This window comes from Aureibaculum algae, assembly GCF_006065315.1.
Lineage (GTDB): Bacteria > Bacteroidota > Bacteroidia > Flavobacteriales > Flavobacteriaceae > Aureibaculum > Aureibaculum algae.
In genome coordinates this window covers 390933-409469 of the sequence record NZ_CP040749.1, presented here as the reverse complement: position 1 = coordinate 409469, position 18537 = coordinate 390933, and the positions used below count along the sequence as shown (strand labels likewise).

The window sequence follows — 18537 nt, the reverse complement described above, 5'->3', positions numbered from 1 at the left end:
ATAAATTATTATGAAAGGAATTATTTTAGCTGGAGGAAGCGGTACAAGGTTACACCCCTTAACATTGGCCATTAGTAAGCAATTAATGCCCATTTATGACAAACCAATGATTTACTACCCCCTTTCAACATTAATGTTAGCTGGTATAAAAGATGTATTAATTATTTCTACTCCACATGACTTACCCTTATTCGAAAGACTATTGGGTGACGGTAAGCAATTGGGTTGTAATTTTCAATATAAAGTACAAGAAATACCTAATGGATTAGCACAAGCATTTGTAATTGGTGAAGAATTCATAGGAGACGATAGTGTTGCTTTAGTTTTAGGTGATAATATTTTTTATGGAACGGGATTTCACCAAGCATTAATTGAAGCCACTGAAAACACGGGAGGAACTGTATTTGCATACCACGTCAATGATCCAAATCGCTATGGTGTTGTTGAATTTGATGGTGATAATAAAGCCATTTCAATTGAAGAAAAACCAGAACATCCAAAATCTAATTATGCAGTGCCTGGAATTTATTTCTATGACAACACTGTTGTGGATATTGCTAAAAATCTAGAACCTTCTGCTCGAGGTGAATACGAAATAACTGATGTAAATAAAGTGTATTTGCAACAAGGTAATTTAAATGTAAGTATTCTTAATAGAGGTACCGCTTGGTTAGATACTGGTACGTTTCAATCATTAATGCAAGCTCAACAATTTGTTCAAGTTATTGAAGAACGACAAGGTTTAAAGATAGGATGTATAGAAGAAGTTGCTTACAAAAAAAGATTTATCTCTGCAGATCAGCTTATTAAAATTGCCAAACCCTTAGTTAAAAGTGGTTATGGTGATTACTTAATGAATATTGTAAAACACAAACAACACGGATAATATTTTTTTTCTTTACTAATGTTCTTTTTTCTCGTTTAGTCATTTAATGCTGAATAATTAAATCACATATTTATGCATCATAATCACCATATCATATAAAGGTTATTTCAAATTCTTTTTTTAAGAAAAGAATAAATGTTAATTAATAACAATATAAAGTGCTTACTAATTTGATTTTTTGCTGGTTTTAATTAGTTCAATCCTATTAACTATTTAATTGAACATAAATTTAATTTAGCAATATCTCACATAATTTTTATAAATTATATTTCAATCTGTATCTTTGCGGTTCATTAATTTTAAGATAAATGCAAATGAGTGTTGCTGAATTATTACAATCAGAGAATTTTTTACATGATGTAACTATAAAAGGATGGGTTCGTACGTTTAGAGCGAACCGGTTTATCGCCTTAAATGATGGTTCTACTATAAATAATATACAATGTGTTGTTGACTTTGAAAATACAGACGAGAATATTCTAAAAAGAATAAATACGGGGGCGGCAGTTAGCCTTTCTGGAACTCTAGTTGAAAGTCAAGGTAAAGGGCAACGTGTTGAAATAGAAGTTAAAAATATTGAAATTTTAGGTGATTCTAATCCTGAAGAATACCCAATTCAACCTAAAAAACACAGCTTTGAATTTTTACGTGAAAACGCTCATTTAAGAGTTAGAACAAATACTTTTAGTGCAGTAATGCGTGTACGGTCTGCTCTTTCTTTTGCTGTACATAAATACTTTACTGAAAACGGCTTTTATAATTTTCATGCTCCAATTATTACGGGTTCTGATGCTGAAGGTGCTGGTGAAATGTTCAGAGTAACCTCGATGGATCCTAAAAATCCGGCAACAGATGAAAATGGAGAAATTGATTATTCACAAGACTTTTTCGGTAAAGAAACTAATTTGACCGTTTCTGGTCAACTAGAAGCTGAAACATATGCTATGGCATTAAGTAAAGTGTATACTTTCGGCCCTACTTTTAGAGCAGAGAATTCTAATACCACTAGGCACTTAGCCGAATTCTGGATGATTGAACCAGAAGTGGCATTTAATGATTTAGATTCTAATATGGATTTAGCTGAAGACTTTATTAAAAGTGTAATCAAATATATTTTAGAGCACTGCAAAGATGATTTAGTCTTTTTAGACGAACGCTTTACAAAAGAAGAACAATCTAAGCCACAGCTAGAACGCAGTGATATGTCTCTATTAGAAAAACTGAATTTTGTTGTTGAAAACAACTTTAAACGTGTGACTTATACTGAGGCTATAGATATTTTAAGAAACTGTAAACCCAACAAAAAGAAAAAATTTCAATATATTATTAATGAATGGGGTGCTGACTTACAAAGTGAGCATGAACGTTTTTTAGTTGAAAAACACTTTAAATGTCCCGTAATTCTTTTTGATTATCCAGCAAATATTAAGGCATTTTATATGCGTTTAAATGATGATGGTAAAACAGTAAGAGCTATGGATGTACTTTTCCCTGGAATTGGCGAAATAGTTGGTGGGTCGCAAAGGGAAGAACGTTTAGATGTATTAAAAGAAAAAATAAAAGCTTTAGACATTGATGAAAAAGAGCTTTGGTGGTATTTAGATTTGCGTAAATTTGGAACCGCGGTACATTCTGGATTTGGACTAGGTTTTGAACGTTTGGTACAATTTTCAACTGGTATGGGTAATATAAGAGATGTTATTCCGTTTCCTAGAACACCACAAAATGCTGAATTTTAAATCCATTATAAAAAATTAAAAAAAATATGAAAAGAATACTAGTTGTTACAGCCTTATTTAGTGGCATCATTGGTTTCTCTCAAGAGGAGGAGGTAGTTGAAATTATGGAAGTGGAAGAAACTGTTATTGAAAGTACAGAATCTGGAAATGTAAACCAATACTATCAAAATAACTCAACTGACATTGTAACTGGAGAAATAGATAAAACACTTTTAATTTTTAAAGGTAAAAATTCTTCGCTTTATGGTTTAAAAGATAAATCAGGTAAGGTTTTAGTGAAACCTATTTTTAATTCAATTAATTCTTATGGTTCAACTAAAGACAGAATAAGGGCTTCTTTAAGTTATGGTAAAGAAGGAATAATTGATCCTAAAGGAAACATTATAATTCCTTTTGAATACTCTAGTTTTTATTATAATAATACCCATAATATTTATACAACAAATAAAGACGGTAAGTCTTACTTATTTGACTATTATGGAAATAAATTATTAAAAGAATCATACGACGAAATTAGTATTGAAGACAACTATTTTAAAGTTAAAGAAAATGGTTTCTATGGTATCCTTAGTGCTGATGGTGAAGAACTCTTACCTATTAAGTATGATCAAATAAACTATTATCAACAAGAAAATTGGTTTTTAATTACCAAAAATGGAGTAGATAATATTATTTATAGTAATGGTAAAAACGTTTTTGGAAATAAATTCACTTCTGTTTCCAAATTAGATTATTATTTTAAATTTATTCTTGTTGAAAAAAATGGAAAATTCGGTATTGTAGATAAAACCGGGAACGATATTACGCCTATTTCTTTTGATGCTGTTGACAAAAATTATAATGGTAATTTTTTTATTATCAAACAAAATGGGAAATGGGGTTTGTATAATATTGTTTTTAAAAAGTTTCTAATTGAACCTAGTTATGACAATGTAAAAATGCTATCCAATAATTATTATTTATTACAATCACAAAATAAAAAAACACTAGTTGATATTCTACACAATAAAAAAGTTGACTTTACACCCTATGACGAAGTAAATAACTATATTTCTAAAAATATAGCGGTAGTTAAAGTTGATGGGTTACGAGGTGCGGTAAATATTGATTCTGGAAAATTAATCATCCCAACAAAATATAATTATCTAGATGTTAATTCTAACTATATAAAAGCAAGTTTACCTGATAATAGATTATCTGATATTTATAATTATGACGGAGATCCAATTTATACAGATGTTAGTTTTATTAAAAGTTTAAATAATAATTACAACTATAGTAAAATAACATCAAAAGGAAAAATGGGACTGATGTATAAGGGTAAAGAAATAATCCCAACAGAATATGATCAAATAAAAGATTTTGATAAATCCGTATTTGTTTTGGTTAAAAAAGACAATAAAAGTGCCCTTGTTAGTATAGTTGATGGTAGTTTTTTAATACCTTTAAGTGCAGATCCAATAATGGTTGATGCTGAAAAGAATATCGTTTCATATAAAAAGAAAAATTATAGTATTAGATTAAATAAACTTGTTGAAATAAAATAATTAATGCTAAAACAAAGTCTTCAATATAAATTATTACAAAAATTATCTCCTCAGCAAATACAGTTGATGAAAATGATTCAACTGCCTACGCAGGCTTTTGAGCAAAAAATAAAACAAGAAATTGAAGAGAATCCAGCATTAGATAGCGGTAAAGATGAAGATGAAGACAGTGATCTTCAAAATGAATATGAAGACTCTGGTAATGAAAGTATTGAAACTGATGTAAATATTGATGAATATTTGAGTGATGATGAGATGCCTAACTATAAAATGCAAAGCAATAATTATAGTAGCGATGATGATGAAAAAAACATCCCTTATGCTTCTGGAACTTCATTCAATCAATTTTTAACCACCCAATTAAATACATTTAGGTTAAACGAATTAGAATATCAAATTGCAGCATTTTTAGTAGGCAGTATCGATGAAAGTGGATATATAAGAAGAGAAATTGATGATATTGTTGACGATTTAGCATTCTCTGAAAATGTTTTTACGGAAGCTGCTGAAGTTAAACGAATGTTAGGCTATGTTCAAAAATTAGATCCAGCGGGTGTTGGAGCACAAAGTTTAGAGGAGTGTTTGCTAATACAATTAAAACGAAAATCCGTCACTAAAGAGAGAACTTTAGCCATATCCATATTAGAAAAAGCATTCGAACATTTTGTAAAAAAGCACTATAAAAAATTAATTCAAAAATTTGATATAACAGAAGATGAATTGAAAGGTGCAATTCATGAAATAGAAAGATTAAATCCGAAACCTGGCGGATCATTTGCAAATAGCAATAAAATTGTAGAGCAAATCGTTCCTGATTTTTCTATTCGAATAATAGAAGGTCAATTAGACTTGACGTTAAATTCAAGAAATGCTCCAGAATTGCATATTTCTAATGAATATAACAATATGCTAAAAGGATATGCTGCCTCTAAAGACAAATCAAAATCACAAAAGGATGCAGTACAATTTATAAAGCAAAAACTAGATTCGGCAAAATGGTTTATTGACGCAATAAAACAACGTCAACAGACGCTGTTACTTACAATGAATGCTATAATGCACATGCAGGAAGCCTATTTCTTAACAGGTGATGAACGTAAACTTAAACCAATGATCTTAAAGGACATTGCTGATAAGATTCATATGGATGTATCAACTGTTTCTAGAGTTGCTAACAGTAAATATGTTGATACACCTTACGGTACAAAACTTATTAAAAATTTCTTCTCAGAATCTATGATGACAGATCAAGGAGAAGAAGTTTCAACGAGAGAAATAAAAAAAATACTAGATACCGTTGTCAAAGAAGAGGATAAGAAAAAACCTTTAACCGACGAAAAACTTGCTAAAATATTAAAAGACAAAGGCTATTTAATAGCACGTAGAACGGTAGCAAAATACAGGGAACAATTAAATATTCCAGTAGCAAGGTTACGAAAAGAGATATAATAAAGTCAGATGCAGTTTTCAAAACTAATTTCTTTTGTTTTTCACCCAATTATAATACCAATAGCAAGTGCTCTATTGTATTTTATAATAATACCTAGTCATATATCTAAAGAGGCCTCCTATCGCATCTTAGGGCTTATTTTTGTTGCCACGTATATTTTACCAGTGATTTTACTTTTCTTTTTAAAACAGACAAAATTAATAAATGATTTTTATCTAAAGTCAATTGATGAACGAAAGTTTCCAATCACTTTCTTTACTATTTTAACTTTTCTATTAGGTAAATTGCTATTACACAAAATTGGTGTTGTAGATCTTTTAGCTCATTCCTTCTTTGCCTGCAGTTTGGCCCTGGGAGTTGTATATGTGCTGTTTTATTTTAAAACTAAAACAAGTTTACATACGCTGGCAATTGCAGGGCTAATCGGTTTTATTTCAGTTATTAGTTTTGAATTCAAAAACAATTTACTACCTATTTTAATTGTTCTATTTATATTAGTTGGAGTCGTTTCGGCAGCCCGATTGAAGTTAAAAGCACATACATTATCTGAAGTAATTATTGGTTTCTTTGTTGGTTTTCTATCACAAATTTTGGTTTACGCTTATTTTTTGCAATAATTCTTTTTTAAAGAATATAAAAAATAAGTCCAACCCTAAAGTCTCTAATTTTAATAGGAATATCATCTAGAAGCGTTGCATCAGAAAATATATTTGACAACCCATAATAAACATTTAGATTCCATGTTCCATACCCCATTGAAAGTGACAAACCATATTGAAGTTTATTAATTTCATCAATTCCATTAACTTTTATCATGTTACCATCCTCCTTATATTTTGAATTAGTAGCAATAGCATAACTTAATTTACCTCCAAAATAAATTCTATAAAACTTATAACTATCCATTGTAGAAGTCCGCCATCGTAATTCTATTGGAATCTCAACGGCATGTATAGAAAACTTATTACTCTTAAAGTCTGTCGCTACATCAAACTCCGTTACATTATTAGGTCTGGTAATTTTTAAATTCTGATAGTAAGTATGTCGTCCATAACCCAAACCAATACCTAAAGCTAAATTCCTTCTCTCATTTAATGGTATGTCTTTAATAAAACCTAAAGTTAAACTATTAGAAAAACCATTACTAGATATTGTATCTGGTAACTTATCCATTAGCATATAAGAAAGACCAATATAGATTTGATCTTCTAAATAATGGTTATCTTTTATGGTATCATTATCTTTCTTAATATTATTTTGTGCTGAAAGTAAGCCACTTAACATAAAGAAAAATAAAAATAATTTTTTCATTTAGTAAAATTAAATCATTAAGATAATAAAGTAATAAGGCCGTTTTTTTTAGGACCTAACACAGATTAAACAAATATAAAAAACAAAAGGCAATCTTTTCAGATTGCCTTTTAAAATTATATAATAATATTATTTATTTAATATTATCCAATGCACTACCTTTTGTGGTAGAATAATTAATTTTTAATGCATTAACATCTCTCAATTGTAACTTAATATCAGTTATAGTTCCAACACTAGATTTTCTATCAGCCTTAATAGAGGTTGTTAAAAGTGGTATTTCTTGTTCAGAATGCTGAGCTCGTTCCGAATAAATAAAACTTTGAATATCACTTACACTTGAAATACGATCATTTAATTGAATCTTATCACCTGGCGTCTTATCTTTTGCTTTACCAACATAAATATAACTAACCAAACTCTTTTTTTCAAGCTTTTTTACTTGATCAGCTGATGGTAATTTAGGATTCTGAATCTTCAATTCCGTTTCTCGCATTACTGTAGTTACCATAAAAAAGAATAACAACATAAAAACGATATCAGGTAAAGCAGCCGTATTTACAGCTGGTAATCCTTTTTTCTTCTTTCCAAATTTAGCCATATTTAATTTATTTAGTAGGTTCTGCCTCAGAAATGATTTGAGGATATATATTCGTTGTTATTTCTTGTTGCTGTTTTCCAGTCAATTCATCAAATGAACGGCCAAATTTCTTTTTAGCATATTTATTTCTAAGGTCAGTATATGCCCCAACAAGTTCATTCTGCACTGCAACATACATCGCATAAGATGTACCTCGATCACTTTGTAATGAAATTACCGCTTTCTTAGGATGATCTGATGATGCTGGATCTTTATCACCTTCGCACCAAGAACAAACTGTTAAACCAGCATTCTGTAATTCAGCAGCTGTACCACCGCCATTATCAATAAACTTTATTGCAGCCTCTCTTAGGTCTTTTACTTGCATATATTCATTTCCTTCAACCAAAATTTCATCATTTCGATTAACGTTAACTTCAAATACATTCTTTTCTTTAAGTACAGGCGGCACTACATTAGGATCTTGTTTTTCCGGTAGTTTACGCGATATACCAATATCGGTATCCATCGTGGTTGTTACCAAAAAGAATATTAATAACAAGAATGCAATATCTGCCATAGATCCTGCATTAATTTCAGGTGTGTCTCTTCTTGCCATAATATATTTATTTACCTATTGATTTAACAAAACCCCATCCGATTGTAAGTAAACCAATTACCCCTAATATACCAGTAAAGTTGATTAAGGCAGTTACTTTTTTAGTCAATGATGTTGCTGCTTCGCCAGTTAAAATTTTATCTGACATATCCTTTATTTCAAGAGCGTTACCCTGAGCATCTGTAGCCAAGTCGTCTCCAGCAGTGAAATATGCTATTAAAAACAAAACTAAAAATACACCAAATACGATTAAAGTCTTTTTAAGAGCCTCTGGATGTTTAATTAAGTTTAGTACTGAAAACACTATTGTAATCACTATAGTTGCAATCAATAAAAAATTTGAAAACGTAATAAGCGGATCTACTATGCCACCTTGAACGGCTGCATCAGTCTTAATTGCTTCTTCCCCAACCATTATAATTCTGACCAAGAAAAACACACCAATTAATCCTAAAACAGCAGTTACGATAGTTACTATTTTTGATTTATCCATGGTTATTTTTTGTGTCTGATTAATAAATCTATTAAAGATATAGAAGCATCTTCCATACTGTTTACAATACTATCTACTTTAGATATAATATAATTATAAAAAATTTGTAAAATAATAGCTACAACTAAACCAAATACTGTAGTTAAAAGTGCTACTTTAATACCACCGGCAACAACTCCAGGAGAAATATCATTCGCTGCTTGAATCGAGTCAAATGCTCCAATCATACCAATTACAGTACCCATGAAACCAAGCATCGGTGCCAAAGCAATAAATAAAGATAACCAAGAAATATTTTTCTCTAGTAATCCCATTTGAACTCCACCATAACTTACAACTGCTTTTTCTGCTTGTTCTACTCCTTCATCCATCCTATCTAAACCTTGATAAAATATAGAGGCAACAGGTCCTTTAGTATTTCTACAAACTTCCTTAGCAGCTTCAACACCACCTGAAGACAAAGCTTCATCTATGTTGTTTACCAATTTCTTAGTATTGGTACTAGCCATATTTAAATATATAATTCTTTCAATTGCAATTGCTAATCCTAAAATTAAGGCTATTAGTACAATTCCCATAAAGAAAGGTCCACCTTCAATAAAGCGTTGCTTTAAAATTTGGTGAAATGTTTTACTCTCTGCAGCAGCTTCATCTGCTTGCTCAGTTTGAACAGTTGTTAATGCATGACTGCTTTGTACTGTACCTAGAAATAATAATCCTGTGATTGCAAGGATAGTAAGTAGTTTTTTCATTGTTTGATTCTTAATTATTAATTTAGTTAACGGGTTAAAGATATAAATTTTTTTTATTATCCACAACATTTTTTGCGGAGAGAAAGGGATTCGAACCCTTGTTACAATTTCTCATAAATACGCTTTCCAAGCGTACGCCTTAAACCACTCGGCCACCTCTCCATCAAAGATAATTATTTTTTTTTGTGGATGTCAAATAAAACATTTTTTTTTTAAGTGAAAAAATTATTTAGCTATAAATTAACTCATTTCCCCCCTTAAAGAGGTCTCAAAAACACTTTTGAAGCTTTCTGGTGCTATCTTTTCACCCAAAAGATACATTAATTTGGCAATTGCTGATTCTGTTGTGATGTCTTTCCCGTTAATTAAATTCAATTGCTTTAATTTAACACTTGTATCATATTGGCCTAAAATCACGCTACCTCCAACACATTGTGTGACATCTATAATATGAATTCCTTTAGCTATTGCATTTTTTAACAGGTCTAAAAACCACACATTTGTTGGTGCATTGCCAGACCCATAAGTTTCTAACACAACCCCCTTTAAATTCTTAATCTCTAAAGTAGCCTTTACAACTTCTTTGGTAATACCTGGAAACAATTTTAAAATAACAATATCATCGACTAACTTTTTTCTAAATAAGGTCTTTTTATTCTTATCTGACTTTAACAATAAATGATTTTCAAACTTCAAATGCACACCACTTTCACCTATTGGTGGATAATTAGCAGATGCGAAAGCTTCAAATTGCTCTGCATTTATTTTAGTTGTTCTATTTGCCCTATATAATTTATATTCAAAATACAATCCTACTTCAGTAACTACAGGTTCATTATCGTTATTTTTAGCTGAGGCAATTTGAATCGCTGTGATTAAATTTTCTTTAGCATCGGTACGTAAATCACCAATTGGCAACTGCGAACCTGTAAAAATTACAGGTTTTGAAAGGTTTTCAATCATAAAACTAATGGCAGATGATGTATATGACATTGTATCTGAACCTGTCAGTACAACAAATCCATCTTTTTTATGATAATACTCTTCAATTATTTCAAGAATCTCAGCCCAATAATGCGTATTCATATTTGAGGAATCCATTGGCTCTTCAAAAGAAACACTTTCAACATTACAATTCAATTGCTTTAACTCAGGAATTTTTTCAAATAGATGATTAAAATCAAATGCCTTTAAAGCATTTGACTCATAATCTTTTACCATTCCTATAGTACCTCCAGTATATATTAATAATATCTCCGGCTTATTTGTCATATTGTCATCTTCAATATTAATTTAATGATTATTTCTTCTAAAAATTACCTTATTTTAGATAAATTAAGAAATTGGAATACTTTATGATATACATATTACTAATATTGTATATTTTTATGCAATATTAAACCCAGTAACATGGATCAACTAAAATAGGCGTTATGCCTTTAAACAAAAATAAGTCATTAAATTAAACGAATAAACAATTATGATAGGATTTTATATATTAATAGGTGCAATTTCTCTAGTGAGCTGGTTGATAAGCAACAAGCTTAAAAGTAAATTTAAATATTATTCAAAGGTACAACTCAGAAATGGTATGAGTGGTGCAGAAATTGCAACGAAAATGTTAGCAGATCATGGTATTCGAGATGTTGAAGTTATTTCAACACCTGGTATGCTTACTGACCACTACAACCCTGTAAAGAAAACTGTAAATTTAAGCGAAGGAGTTTACAACCAGCGGAACGCTGCTGCTGCTGCAGTTGCAGCACACGAGGTAGGACATGCAGTACAGCACGCTCAAGCTTACCAATGGTTAACTATGAGATCTAAATTAGTACCAGCTGTTAATATCACCTCTAAATTTTCACAATATATGGTTATTGGTGGTATCATATTAGGTGCCGCAACAAGTGGTGCCGCAGGCGGTATTGGATTTTATATCGCTGTTGCAGGCTTAGCGTTTATGGCCTTAGGAACTATTTTCAGTTTTATTACGCTACCAGTTGAATATGACGCTAGTAACCGTGCTTTAGCATGGCTTAAGAATAAAAACATGTTAAGTCAAGAAGAATACAAAGGATCTGAAGATGCTTTAAAGTGGGCCGCTAGAACATATTTAGTTGCAGCATTAGGCTCCTTGGCAATGCTTTTATATTGGGGGCTACAAATTATAGGAAATAGAGACTAACTAGGTATTATAAAAAAAAACAAAAAGGTAATTTTTCATTAAATGAAAAAATTACCTTTTTTTTATTGATTTATGACAAATGCTAAAACTATATTTTTAACTGCCTTTCAATTTGTTGATCAAGTGAAATAAACGTTTCAGTTCTTGAAACTCCTTTTATTCCCTGTATTTGTTTATTTAACACCTCCATTAAATGTTCATTATCTTTACATAAAACTTTCGCAAAAATAGCATAATTACCTGTTGTATAATGACTTTCTACAACCTCATCAATCTCCTTTAATCTTTTTAGGGCTTCTTTATATGTACTGGCAGCATCTAAGAAAATACCAACAAATGCGAGGGTTTTATAACCAAGTACTTTGGGATTTATAACAAACTTAGACCCAACAATCAGCCCTGATTTTTCTAACTTTCGCAACCTTTGATGAATTGCAGCTCCGGAAATACCCACTTCTCTCGCTATACTCAATATAGGAGCTCTAGCGTCTTCCATTAAATTTTTAAGAATTATCTTATCTATTCCATCAATATGTAAGTCCTTTTCCTTCATTGTGTTATAATTTTCAATCAAAAGTAAATAAAATCATTAGTAGAAATAAAAATTAAGCATAAAAAAATCCCGATAATTAAATCGGGATATGTATTTGTAAAAAAAATCTATTTTTCTATCATCTTAAAGTCTTCCATAAATTTAGTGGTATAATTACCTGCTAAATAGTCAGGATGATCCATCAATTGTCTGTGAAAAGGTATGGTAGTCTTAATGCCTTCAATCACGAATTCATCTAAAGCTCTTTTCATTTTGTTAATTGCCTCTTCCCTCGTTTGAGCTGTAGTAATCAACTTCGCAATCATTGAATCGTAATAAGGTGGAATGACATAATCTGCATAAACATGGGTATCAAGTCTAACTCCATGCCCTCCCGGCGAATGCAATGTTGTAATTCTACCTGGAGAAGGTCTAAAATCATTAAACGGATCTTCAGCATTTATTCTACATTCTATTGAATGCAATTTCGGCATATAGTTTTTTCCTGAAATTGGCACGCCAGCAGCAACTAAAATTTGCTCTTGAATTAAGTCAAAATCTATAACTTGTTCTGTTATTGGATGTTCAACTTGAATTCGAGTGTTCATTTCCATAAAATAAAAATTTCTATGTTTATCTACCAAAAATTCTATAGTACCTGCACCCTCATATTTAATAAATTCAGCGGCATTAACTGCAGCCTCACCCATTTTTTTTCTCAAAGGCTTGGTCATAAAAGGTGAAGGAGTTTCTTCTGTTAATTTTTGATGACGTCGTTGAATTGAACAATCTCTTTCTGACAAATGACAAGCTTTACCATAAGAATCACCAACAATCTGAATTTCTATATGACGTGGTTCTTCAATCAGTTTCTCCATGTACATTCCGTCATTACCAAAGGAAGCTTTAGCTTCTTGTCTCGCATCATCCCATCCTTTTTTCAACTCTTCTTCTTTCCAAACAGCTCGCATTCCTTTTCCACCGCCTCCTGCAGTTGCTTTAAGCATCACAGGATAACCTGTTTCTTTTGCTATTTTTTGACAAGATTCGAAATCTTCAATAATACCATCACTGCCTGGAACACAAGGTACACCAGCCTCTTTCATTGTCGCTTTGGCAGATGCTTTATCCCCCATTCTGTCTATCATTTCAGGTGAAGCTCCGATAAATTTAATATCGTGCTCTGCACACATTTTAGAAAATTTAGAATTTTCAGATAAAAATCCGTAACCAGGGTGTATGGCGTCAGCATTAGTAATTTCTGCTGCTGCCATTATATTTGACATTTTAAGATAAGACTCACTACTAGCAGGGGGACCGATACAAACGGCCTCATCTGCAAACCTTACATGTAGACTTTCAGCATCTGCGGTTGAATATACAGCTACCGTTTTAATGCCCATCTCCTTGCAAGTACGTATAATTCGCAGTGCAATCTCTCCTCTATTTGCTATAAGTATTTTTTTAAACATAACTTTTCGTTTTAAAAATTCAATTTCCAAGCTCCAAATTCCAAATAATTGGGTTCAGGATTTTATTGATTGGAATTTTCAATTGGTTATGATGGATCAACTAAAAATAATGGTTGATCAAATTCGACTGGAGATGAATCATCTACTAATATTTTAACAATTTTACCTGAAATTTCAGATTCAATTTCGTTAAAAAGTTTCATGGCTTCTATAATACAAACCGTGTCACCTTCATTAATAGTGCTACCAACTTCAACAAAAATTGGCTTATCTGGAGAAGGTCTTCTATAAAAAGTACCAATAATTGGAGATTTTATAGTTAAATATTTATCATCCTCATTTACCGCTGCCGCAGGCTGAACTGGAACAGCTGAGATGTCTTGTGCAGGTGCTTGAGCTAGTTGCACAGGTGCAGTTGGTGCTTGATGAACGATAGTTGTTTCCGTTTTTTCAGCACCTGTTTTAATGGTTATTTTAACATCTTCCATTTCAAGTTTAACCTCGTTTGCACCAGATTTAGCAACAAACTTAATTAAGTTTTGTATGTCTTTTAAATCCATTTTATTTAGATTTTATAGTTAGTTATTTGAGTTGTATGCCCATTTTAAATAGATAGCTCCCCATGTGAAACCACCTCCAAATGCAGCAAAAATTATATTATCTTCTTTACGGAGTTGGTCTTCGTAATCAGCTAGCAACAATGGCAATGTAGCAGAAGTTGTATTCCCATACTTATGGATGTTAACCATTACCTTGTCCATGTCTAAGCCAATTCTATTGGCCGTTGCTTCAATAATTCTATTATTTGCTTGATGTGGTGCTAACCAAGTAACATCTTCTTTGGTTAAATTATTTCTTTCTAAAATCTTTTCACTAACATCAGCCATATTCGATACTGCAAATTTAAATACAGTTCTTCCTTCTTGACGTACATAGTGTTGTCCATTTTTAACTGTTTCTTCTGAAGCTGGTAAAATAGAACCACCTGCTGCAACATTTAAAAACTCTCTACCACTACCGTCGCTTCGTAAATATTCATCCTGCAAACCTAAACCTTCTGTATTAGGTTCAAATAATGCGGCCCCTGCCCCATCACCAAAAATAATACAAGTAATTCTGTCTGTATAATCAATCATTGAAGAGTTCATATCTGCACCTATAAGTAATACTTTTTTGTACCTACCGGCTTCAATATAACTTGATGCTGTAGACATTCCATATAGAAAACTTGAACAGGCCGATTCTAGATCAAATGAAAAAGCCTCTGTTGCTCCAATTTCTGAAGCTACAAAAGCTGCTGTAGATGCTGCCTGCATATCCGGTGTTGCCGTTCCCACAATTACTAAATCAATCTCTTTTGGATCTAAATTTGTCTTAGCAATTAAATCTTCAGCAGCTTTTATAGCTAAAAAAGACGTCCCTTTTCCTGGTTCTTTTAATATCCTACGTTCTTTTATTCCTGTACGTGTAGTTATCCATTCATCATTCGTCTCCACCATGCTTTCTAACATTTTATTTGTTAGTACATGATCGGGAACATATTTTCCAACAGCTGTAATTGCAGCAGTAATTTTAGTCATATGTTTGTTTTAGTAGGTGTTTTTTTTGATAAAACAGTTTTCAAATGTAATGAAATTTATTTCGCTTTTTATCAAAATTAGCGTAGTTTTCGTTCTTTTTGACGAATAAACATAAAAAAACCCTCAAAAAAGAGGGTTTTTTGTGTATAACTTTTTTTACTATGCAACAGCTTCTTCACTATCTATTACTATTTGACCACGGTAATATAATTTACCTTCGTGCCAGTGAGCTCTATGAAATAAATGTGCTTCACCTGTTGTTGGGTCTTTAGCTATTTGAGGAGCAGTCGCTTTATAATGTGTTCTTCTCTTATCTCTTCTTTGCTTAGAAATTTTTCTTTTAGGATGTGCCATTTTATACTTTTTTATCGGTTATCAGTCCTTTTAATTTATCCCATCTAGGATCAGAACCTTCTTTATTAATTATTATTTTTTTTGGTTTTAACTCTTCTAACTTATCTAATATTTCCGACTTTAAAGTTCCATCTTTTACTCCTGGATGAACTTTTTTTGACGGAATTGCCAATATAATCATTTCATAAATATATTGCGAAACATCAACTTCATAAGCTTCATGAGGCAATATTAAAATATCAATATCATCATCATTAAATTCTTCGCCAAATGTAACAACTAAATCTAACTTTGCTTTTATAGGTTGTTCAAATAACTCATTTGTTAAATCACAAACAACCTCAACCACACCCTTCGCATTAAAACTAAGCTCAATTAAAGTGCTTTTTTTATTAAAATCTAGTTGTACTAAAATATTAGCATCACAAACATCATCATATTGATAAAACTCAAAGAACTCCTTATTAATTTGAAACTCAAACTTATGATTGGCTTCTTTCAATCCTTTAAAAGGAATAACAAACATTTTCTTTTTCATGCGTTCATATCTATTGTTTTTCAATGGTCACATGCAGTTCGCTATTAATCATTCCCCATTGATGATAAAATTTAGAACATGCTCGTTTCATAACATCCATCAAAAATGAGCGTGCAAATGTAATAAAAATTTTACAATTATTATTTTCTTGTACGTAATTTATTTTTAATTAGCTCATTATACTCCGATCTATTCTTAAACACATCCATTGCGGTATACAAAGCTTCTTTAAATGAATTATTGCTAGCCTCACCTTTTCCTGCAATTTCAAAAGCCGTTCCATGATCGGGTGAAGTTCTAACCTTATTCAAGCCCGCTGTAAAATTAACACCATTACCAAAAGATAATGTCTTAAAAGGTGCCAAGCCTTGATCATGATACATGGCCAAAATACCGTCAAATTTTTTATAAGCCCCTGACCCAAAAAAACTATCAGCAGAATACGGACCATAAATTAGCTTATCATCAGCCTGTAATTTCTCTAAAGTTGGCCTTATAACAGTATCATCTTCCTCACCAATAACACCATTATCGCCACAATGAGGATTCAACCCTAACACCGCAATTTTAGGTTTACTTATTTTAAAATCCTGCACAAGCGAATTATACATTAAATTGACTTTACCCTCAATTAATCCTGGTGTAATGGTCTCTGCAACCTTCTGTATTGGAATATGCCCAGTTATGAGTCCTATTTTTAACTCATTGGTCATTAAAATCATTAAACTTTCACCTTCCAAATTTGCCTCTAAATATTCGGTATGTCCACTAAATTTAAAATCTTCAGATTGAATATTATGTTTATTTATAGGAGCAGTTACCAATACGTCAATTTCATTTTGCTTTAATGAATTTGTTGCTGCTTGCAAAGACAATAAAGCATATTTACCCCCTAACGCAGTTTCTTTACCAAATTCAACCTCAACCTGCTCTTTCCAAACGTTAACCAAATTAACTTTATTAGCAACGCATTTAGAAACTGAATCAATTCCATGTGTTTGTGTATGAATATTCAATTCTTTTTTATGAATTGAAAGTATTTTATTGGAAGCGAAAATTATAGGAGTACACAATTCTAACATCCTTGGATCTTCAAATGTTTTTAAAATTATTTCTATTCCAATACCATTTATATCTCCAACAGAAATACCTACTTTTATGGTTTCATTTTTCTTCATTATCATTAAATTTCACCAACTTTTAAAACACAGTTCTAATTAAGTTGATTGTTACTGCTTCTGTTTTCAATTAAATGCAAAGTATACGTTTTAATGCAGCAATTAAATTCGTATTTTTGAGCATACAAAAGTACTGATTAAAATTAATATAAATGTTTACAGGAATTATAGAATCTTTAGGAGAAGTTATTGCACTAAAAAAGGATAAAACAAATCTTCATATTACCATAAAAAGTAAAATTACAGAGGCCTTGAAAATTGACCAAAGTGTTGCTCACAACGGCGTCTGCTTAACAGTGATTGAAATTAACAATAATGCATATACTGTCACTGCAATAGACGAAACATTATCTAAAACAAATTTAAACAAACTCAAAGTAAATGATAACGTTAATTTAGAACGAGCAATGAAATTAGGTGATAGACTTGACGGACATATTGTACAAGGTCATGTGGATCAAACAGGCAAATGTGCTACTATAGAAGAACAAAACGGAAGTTGGATTTTTACTTTTGAGTATAATGAAGGTACAGACAATATTACTATTGAGAAGGGCTCTGTAACAATTAACGGAGTAAGCTTAACCGTATTAAACTCCAATAAAAATAAGTTTAGTGTTGCAATAATACCTTATACGTATTTGCACACAAACTTTAGTTCAATAAAAATTAATGATTTGGTAAATTTAGAATTTGATGTAATAGGAAAATATGTAGCTAGATTAACGAAGTCTTACAACAATTAGTTTTCTTTTCTTAACTTTTTGACTGCATAACCAACCCCAAGAACCAATAAAAAGCCCACACCCCCGTCAATAGGACTAGTAGGAGGTAAAATAGGACCTCCTTTAGGCTCTTCCGGCCCACTTCCTTGAGCAAATACATTGCTTGATGTTAAAACTAACACCGCAAATGATAAAAATATTAAATACTTTTTTAACATATACTTCCCCTTTTTGCAAGTACTAACGAAAAACTCGTTAATTAATTGCAAATATATAAATTCTTTTTTAGGATTAGTCGGTTAACTGCCTTTTATTTTAACGTTTGAGTTTTAAATTACAACTCAAATAAACTTGCCCTTCTTTTATTAATGATATCATAAAATTTACTTTAAATTTCAAAAAGACCACTAATAATTTCAACAAATCAACGAACCTACATAACGAAAATTTCTTGTAAATTTCCATTTCCTAATTTCATAACAGTGGACCCAGAAGGGCTCGAACCTTCGACCCCCTGATTATGAGTCAGGTGCTCTAACCAACTGAGCTATGGGTCCAAATTTGGAGTGCAATATTACTATTTATTTACAAACTTT

21 protein-coding genes and 2 tRNA genes are annotated in these 18537 nt (G+C 31.3%); 7 read left to right on the top strand and 16 right to left on the bottom strand.

Features of this window, described 5'->3' with window-relative positions:
• The first annotated feature begins 10 nt into the window (after positions 1-10).
• From rfbA to FF125_RS01500, 5 genes are all read left to right on the top strand, one after another.
• On the top strand, positions 11-886 hold the full coding sequence (rfbA, locus tag FF125_RS01520; protein ID WP_138948129.1) for a glucose-1-phosphate thymidylyltransferase RfbA: 876 nt from the start codon (positions 11-13) through the stop codon (positions 884-886).
• 308 nt (positions 887-1194) lie between these two features.
• Positions 1195-2625, top strand: a complete 1431-nt coding sequence (gene asnS, locus FF125_RS01515) for an asparagine--tRNA ligase (protein WP_138948128.1) — start codon at positions 1195-1197, stop codon at positions 2623-2625.
• Between the two features lie 26 nt (positions 2626-2651).
• Positions 2652-4172, top strand: a complete 1521-nt coding sequence (locus tag FF125_RS01510) for a WG repeat-containing protein (RefSeq protein WP_138948127.1) — start codon at positions 2652-2654, stop codon at positions 4170-4172.
• A gap of 3 nt (positions 4173-4175) precedes the next feature.
• A complete protein-coding gene (gene rpoN / locus FF125_RS01505) occupies positions 4176-5621 on the top strand; it encodes an RNA polymerase factor sigma-54 (RefSeq protein WP_138948126.1) in 1446 nt (481 codons plus the stop codon).
• A gap of 9 nt (positions 5622-5630) precedes the next feature.
• Positions 5631-6239 (top strand): hypothetical protein, encoded by a 609-nt coding sequence (locus tag FF125_RS01500; RefSeq protein WP_138948125.1) that lies wholly within the window; start codon positions 5631-5633, stop codon positions 6237-6239.
• Positions 6240-6246: 7 nt separating this feature from the next.
• On the opposite strand, the gene FF125_RS01495 is transcribed toward FF125_RS01500, so the two are convergent.
• The 7 genes from FF125_RS01495 to FF125_RS01465 all read right to left on the bottom strand — a co-directional run bounded on the left by FF125_RS01495 (position 6247) and on the right by FF125_RS01465 (position 10649).
• A complete protein-coding gene (locus tag FF125_RS01495) occupies positions 6247-6933 on the bottom strand; it encodes a porin family protein (RefSeq protein ID WP_138948124.1) in 687 nt (228 codons plus the stop codon).
• Positions 6934-7066: 133 nt separating this feature from the next.
• A complete protein-coding gene (locus FF125_RS01490) occupies positions 7067-7534 on the bottom strand; it encodes an ExbD/TolR family protein (RefSeq protein ID WP_117882163.1) in 468 nt (155 codons plus the stop codon).
• Positions 7535-7541: 7 nt separating this feature from the next.
• Positions 7542-8132, bottom strand: coding sequence for an ExbD/TolR family protein (locus FF125_RS01485; RefSeq protein ID WP_138948123.1), 591 nt, complete (start codon positions 8130-8132; stop codon positions 7542-7544).
• Between the two features lie 7 nt (positions 8133-8139).
• Positions 8140-8625 carry a hypothetical protein gene (locus FF125_RS01480; protein ID WP_117882168.1) on the bottom strand — a complete coding sequence of 162 codons (486 nt, stop codon included), beginning with the start codon at positions 8623-8625 and terminating at the stop codon, positions 8140-8142.
• A gap of 2 nt (positions 8626-8627) precedes the next feature.
• Positions 8628-9377 carry a MotA/TolQ/ExbB proton channel family protein gene (locus tag FF125_RS01475; RefSeq protein WP_117882275.1) on the bottom strand — a complete coding sequence of 250 codons (750 nt, stop codon included), beginning with the start codon at positions 9375-9377 and terminating at the stop codon, positions 8628-8630.
• A gap of 75 nt (positions 9378-9452) precedes the next feature.
• Positions 9453-9539: transfer RNA gene (locus FF125_RS01470), tRNA-Ser, on the bottom strand.
• A 78-nt stretch (positions 9540-9617) separates the two neighbouring features.
• Positions 9618-10649, bottom strand: a complete 1032-nt coding sequence (locus FF125_RS01465) for an asparaginase (protein ID WP_138948122.1) — start codon at positions 10647-10649, stop codon at positions 9618-9620.
• Between the two features lie 208 nt (positions 10650-10857).
• Here FF125_RS01465 and FF125_RS01460 point away from each other — a divergent pair, with 208 nt between their 5' ends.
• Positions 10858-11562 carry a zinc metallopeptidase gene (locus FF125_RS01460; RefSeq protein ID WP_138948121.1) on the top strand — a complete coding sequence of 235 codons (705 nt, stop codon included), beginning with the start codon at positions 10858-10860 and terminating at the stop codon, positions 11560-11562.
• Between the two features lie 88 nt (positions 11563-11650).
• Here the strand turns inward: FF125_RS01460 and FF125_RS01455 are convergent, their stop codons facing one another.
• The 7 genes from FF125_RS01455 to pdxA all read right to left on the bottom strand — a co-directional run bounded on the left by FF125_RS01455 (position 11651) and on the right by pdxA (position 17216).
• Positions 11651-12115 carry an Lrp/AsnC ligand binding domain-containing protein gene (locus FF125_RS01455; RefSeq protein ID WP_138948120.1) on the bottom strand — a complete coding sequence of 155 codons (465 nt, stop codon included), beginning with the start codon at positions 12113-12115 and terminating at the stop codon, positions 11651-11653.
• Between the two features lie 107 nt (positions 12116-12222).
• Positions 12223-13566 carry an acetyl-CoA carboxylase biotin carboxylase subunit gene (accC, locus tag FF125_RS01450; RefSeq protein WP_138948119.1) on the bottom strand — a complete coding sequence of 448 codons (1344 nt, stop codon included), beginning with the start codon at positions 13564-13566 and terminating at the stop codon, positions 12223-12225.
• 86 nt (positions 13567-13652) lie between these two features.
• Positions 13653-14126, bottom strand: coding sequence for an acetyl-CoA carboxylase biotin carboxyl carrier protein (gene accB / locus FF125_RS01445; RefSeq protein ID WP_138948118.1), 474 nt, complete (start codon positions 14124-14126; stop codon positions 13653-13655).
• A gap of 18 nt (positions 14127-14144) precedes the next feature.
• Positions 14145-15146: a beta-ketoacyl-ACP synthase III gene (locus tag FF125_RS01440; RefSeq protein ID WP_138948117.1), complete on the bottom strand. Its 1002-nt coding sequence runs from the start codon at positions 15144-15146 to the stop codon at positions 14145-14147.
• Between the two features lie 159 nt (positions 15147-15305).
• Positions 15306-15500 carry a 50S ribosomal protein L32 gene (gene rpmF / locus FF125_RS01435; RefSeq protein WP_138948116.1) on the bottom strand — a complete coding sequence of 65 codons (195 nt, stop codon included), beginning with the start codon at positions 15498-15500 and terminating at the stop codon, positions 15306-15308.
• A gap of 1 nt (position 15501) precedes the next feature.
• Entirely contained in the window at positions 15502-16038 is a 537-nt protein-coding gene (locus tag FF125_RS01430) for a YceD family protein (RefSeq protein ID WP_138948115.1), read from the bottom strand.
• A gap of 140 nt (positions 16039-16178) precedes the next feature.
• Positions 16179-17216, bottom strand: coding sequence for a 4-hydroxythreonine-4-phosphate dehydrogenase PdxA (gene pdxA, locus FF125_RS01425; RefSeq protein WP_138948114.1), 1038 nt, complete (start codon positions 17214-17216; stop codon positions 16179-16181).
• Positions 17217-17368: 152 nt separating this feature from the next.
• Here pdxA and FF125_RS01420 point away from each other — a divergent pair, with 152 nt between their 5' ends.
• Positions 17369-17962: a riboflavin synthase gene (locus FF125_RS01420; protein WP_138948113.1), complete on the top strand. Its 594-nt coding sequence runs from the start codon at positions 17369-17371 to the stop codon at positions 17960-17962.
• Here the strand turns inward: FF125_RS01420 and FF125_RS01415 are convergent.
• Together FF125_RS01415 and FF125_RS01410 are read right to left on the bottom strand one after the other, a co-directional pair.
• Positions 17959-18159, bottom strand: a complete 201-nt coding sequence (locus FF125_RS01415) for a PID-CTERM protein-sorting domain-containing protein (protein WP_138948112.1) — start codon at positions 18157-18159, stop codon at positions 17959-17961. The two genes, FF125_RS01420 and FF125_RS01415, sit on opposite strands and share 4 nt — an antisense overlap.
• A gap of 265 nt (positions 18160-18424) precedes the next feature.
• Positions 18425-18498 (bottom strand) — tRNA-Ile (locus FF125_RS01410).
• Positions 18499-18537 lie beyond the last annotated feature (39 nt).